General features: G+C 60.7%; 1 protein-coding gene. It reads left to right on the forward strand.

Annotated elements, in window-relative coordinates:
* Positions 1–399 precede the first annotated feature (399 nt).
* Entirely contained in the window at positions 400–4452 is a 4053-nt protein-coding gene (gene pulA / locus J9892_RS20495; protein WP_210538807.1) for a pullulanase-type alpha-1,6-glucosidase, read from the forward strand.
* The last annotated feature ends 283 nt before the right edge of the window (positions 4453–4735 follow it).

Below are 4735 nucleotides of genomic sequence, written 5' to 3' on the forward strand. Positions count from 1 at the left end.
GTGGCAGGAAATAACAGAGAAGTTGGAGTGGGCAATGGTGTATTTATCCAAAAACGGCAAAAAGAGTAGGCAGAGAAAATCCAAGCAAAACAACACGTTAGACGGTATTATTAATTCGCTTGCCGCTTAAGGTTCTGTACATGAGCCCCCTCTATCCATTTGATTGGACATTGATTTCGTCACTCGCTCCCCTCTTTCCGCTGGTATGGGCCGAAAGCGGTGCCAGGTCTGTGAGCGCGATCGAGTTTTCGTTATGAAAACGTTATCTTGTTGATGCGGATTGGTTTTTTTTGCCCATCCGCTCACATTTACGGCAATTCCCGCTGATTAATATGACACCGCTCGGCAATGACCGGGTACTCGGATATCGAGACTAACTACAGCGGGAATTATAAAAAAATGGATATGAAAAAGACCAAAGTGGCGCTGGTAACAGCCTCACTGCTCGCGCTTTTGTCAGGCTGTAACGACAACAGTTCTTCTGCTCCTGCCCCTCAGGATGAGCCCGTCGCTCGTCTTCCCAACGTCCAGCCCCCGGCCGAACTGCTGACGGCCGGCCCCGACGAAGCGGTCATCGCCCTGGTGGATACCCAGACCAGCGCGGCGCGCGGTGTCACCGGCCCGTTCGCCAGCCACAGCCTGCACCTGTGGAACAACGACGCCTGCAACTCGACCTCGGAGGGCGGCCTCAACACCGGTTGGGATGACAAGAGCAAGACGCCGTCCGCGGCGGACAGTTTTGGTCCGGCCTGGGTCGTGCCGCTCTCCAAGATGGAAGGCTGCATCAACTTCATCGCCCGCAACGGCGATCTCGCGAACCTGACCGGCAGCGACATGAAGGTGGTCTTCAGTGATCACCCGGATCGCACCGTGGCCATCGTCGCCGGCAAGAACGAGATCTTCGGCAGCCGGGCGGAAGCCTTCACCGCCGCCTTCGGCGTGGCGGGGGCCAGTGCTCATCTCATCGACGACAACACCCTGATTTGGCAAGGGGGCAAGGACAAGCCCTATGTGCGCCTCTACTACACAGAGTCAGGCACCATCACCGCAAACAGCGAGGGTGTATTCGATTTCCCCTACCTCAAGCTGACTCCGACCAGCCTGACCGAAGAGCAGCAGGCCAAATACCCGCATCTCAAGGATGCCGCCGCCTTCGCCCTGCCTGCGGGGAAAGATCTCAAGCCCCTGCTCAAGGGTGAGCTGGTCGCCATCGGGACCGATGCGGACGGCATCCTGCAGGGGGCGACCCTGGTGCAGAGTGCCGGTGCCCTCGATGCCCTTTACAGCGAGGCGGCCACCAAGCTGGCCTACGGCGCCGTGGTGGAGGGGGGCAATGTCACCTTCCGGCTCTGGGCACCGACCGCCAAGTCGGTCAAGCTGGCGCTGTTCGACGAGCAGCACAAGTCGCTTGGCGAGCGCGCCATGACCCTGGACGAGGCCAGCGGCAGCTGGAGCGTGCAGGGGGGCAGCGATCTTGTCGGCAAATACTACCGCTACGATATCCAGGTCTATCACCCGGTCAGCCGCAAGCTGGAATCCTATCAGGTGACCGACCCCTACTCCCTGAGCCTGGCGATGAACTCCGAGTTCAGCCAGGTGGTGGATCTCGACGATCCGGCCCTCAAGCCGGAAGGCTGGGACAGCCTCAAGGCGCCCCACAGCCAGAAGAACCCCGCCGACATCACCATCTATGAGGCCCACGTCCGGGATCTGACCGGCAACGACGAGTCGACGCCGGTGGATCACCGCGGCAAGTTCCTCGGGCTGACCGACAGCGACAGCGTGCCCGTCACCCACCTGAAATCCCTGGCCAAGAGCGGCGTCAGCCACCTGCAGCTGCTGCCGGTGTTCGACATCGCCACCGTCAACGAGGATCCGGCCAAGGTGGCCAACATCGGCGATGACTTCAGCAAGCTGTGCGAGGTCAATCCCGAGGTCAAGAACTCCAGGTTTGCCAGCCACTGTGGTGGCGGCGAGACCATCGAAGCCGTGCTCGGTGATCTGCAAGCCAGCGACAGCAAGGAGAACCCCGTGGTGCAGGAGCTGTACGGCTATCTGCGCGGGGTGGACTCCTTCAACTGGGGCTATGACCCCTACCACTACACCACTCCGGAAGGCTCCTACGCCACCAATGCGGAGGGGACGACCCGGATCAAGGAGTTCCGCGAGATGGTGCAGGCCATCAAGCAGAACATCGGCATGAACGTGGTGATGGACGTGGTCTACAACCACACCAACGAAGCGGGTCTCGGTTCCAAATCCGTGCTCGACAAGATTGTGCCCTGGTACTACCAGCGCCTCAATCCGGAGACCGGTTCGGTGGAAAACTCCACCTGCTGCTCCAACACGGCGCCGGAACACGCCATGTTCGCCAAGCTGATGGATGACTCTCTGGTCACCTGGGCACGGGACTACAAGATCGATGCCTTCCGCTTCGACCTCATGGGCCATCACCCGAAAGATCAGATGGTGCAGGCCCTGGCCGAGGTGAAGAAGGTCAATCCGGACATGTATTTCTACGGCGAGGGGTGGAACTTCGGCGAGGTACAGGATGACAAGCGCTTCGTGCAGGCGACCCAGAAGCATCTGGCCGGTACCGGCATCGGCTCCTTCTCCGACCGGCTGCGTGATGCGGTGCGCGGGGGCAGCCCGTTCGACGGCGGCGAAGCCATTCGCAAGACCCAGGGCTTTGGCAACGGTGCCCTGGTGGATGCCAACGAGCTGGACGGCGTCGATCTCGCCACCGCTCTGCATCAGTCCGATCTGGTGCGCCTCGGCATGGCGGGCAACCTCAAGGAGTTCGTGCTGACCGACAAGGACGGCATTCCGAAGAAAGGCTCCGACATCGACTACAACGGTCAACCGGCGGGCTATGCCCAGGATCCGACCGAAATCCAGAACTATGTCGACAAGCACGACAACCAGACCCTGTTCGACAACCTGGTGTACAAGGCACCCGCCGGGGCCGACCTGGTGCGGATGCAGGGGGTCTCTCTGGCGACTGCCATGCTGGGTCAGGGCATTCCCTTCACCCACGCGGGTGTCGAACTGCTACGCTCCAAGTCCATGGAGCGGGACAGCTACGACTCCGGTGACTGGTACAACCGGGTCGATTACACCCTTGGCGACAACAACTTCGACAAGGGCTTGCCGCGCAAGGACAAGGACGAGGCCAACTACGAGCTGATCGAGCAGGTGCTTGGCCAGCACGCCAAGCCGGGTTCGGCCGAGATGCATCAGATGGTGAACTTCTACCAGGAGCTCTCCGAACTGCGTCAATCCTCTCGTCTGCTGCGTCTTGGCAGCGGCGCCGAGGTGATCAAGCGGGTCGACTTCCGCAACACCGGCCCTGAGCAGATCCCGGGTCTCATCGTGATGAGTGTGGATGACGGGGTGGGCGCCGGTGCGGATCTGGATCCGGCCATCGACGGCCTGGTGGTGATGATCAACGCCACCAATCAGCCCCAGAGCATCGGCGATTTCCGTGACGGCAAGGATCAGCCCATCGATCTGACCGGCATGGTCCTGAGCGGTGCCCACCGTGACTCCGACAGCATCGCGAGCGGGGCGGCCAATGACAGCGGTCAGCTGACCCTTGGCGCCTGGTCGGCGGCGGTGTTCGTCAAGCCGCAGAGCGGTGCCCAGGGCGCGGGGCTGCCGGTGAGCAAGAAGACGGATCTGAGCACCTTGCCTCCCTTTGGTGACACCGAGGTGTTCGTGCGCGGTTTCCTGAATCAGTGGGATCCGGTCAACAAGATGAACTTCAGTGGCAACTTCACCTATGAGTTCACCACCGAGGTGACGACGGATCAGTTGGGGTCGACCCAGGTGAAGATCGCTGGCAACGAGTGGAGCGGCCCCGTCAATTACGGCAAGTGCAGCGATACCGACCAGCTTGCGACCGGCCAGGTCAATACGCTCTGTGCCAATGGCGGGGATCTGCCGTTCAACGTGGAGAAGGCTGGCACCTACAAGTTTGTCTTCACCGCCATGAACAAGGACAAGCCCACCCTGAGCGTCAGCTACACCGAACCGGCGCAGAGCTGCAAGGTGCTGGATACCGTCGCGGGCAATCCGCTCGGCTTCCCGCTCTATGTGCGCGGCAGTCTGAGCGACTGGAACGCCCAGCCGGCCTACCAGCTGAGCTACAAGGGGATGGAAGGCAACCTCGCCATCTATCAGGCCGCCTTCAACTACGCGGGCAGCTTTGACTTCAAGTTTGCCAACGACGATGACAACTGGAGCAAGCAGTTCTTCGTGAAGGATGCCGGTGGCACCCTGATCGCACTGGAGCCCGAGCAGGTTTACCCGCTCCAGCACGGCGACGGTGGCATGGGCAACAACAGCATCACGCTGGAACAGGGTCTGTGGAGCTTCCTGGTGAAGGTTGACCCGACTCAGACTTCCGGCGAGGTGGGCAGCGTCATCATCCAGGAGTGCAGCGCCAAGTAAGTCTTTCCCATCGAGCCCGGGGTTGGCTCGGCAACCCCGGGTTGAATTCCGCCTCGCCAAGGGCGGGATAACACCGAGAGAGTAAGCAAAGCGCGACTGCCGACCGGCAGCCGCGCTTTTTCTTTGCTGTGGGCGAGGCAATAAAAAAGGTTCTTCGCGGGATCTTGGGGAAGTGGAAGTTGACAGACAGGGTGCTGGTAAACTGGCTGTCTCCAAACACACCACCACCATCACCCTGCTGTCGCCGTGCATCATATTGATATTGCCTCCTTCTGGCCAGGTT

Origin of the sequence: Aeromonas sp. Prich7-2 (assembly GCF_017939255.1) — a bacterium.
Classification (GTDB): domain Bacteria; phylum Pseudomonadota; class Gammaproteobacteria; order Enterobacterales; family Aeromonadaceae; genus Aeromonas; species Aeromonas caviae.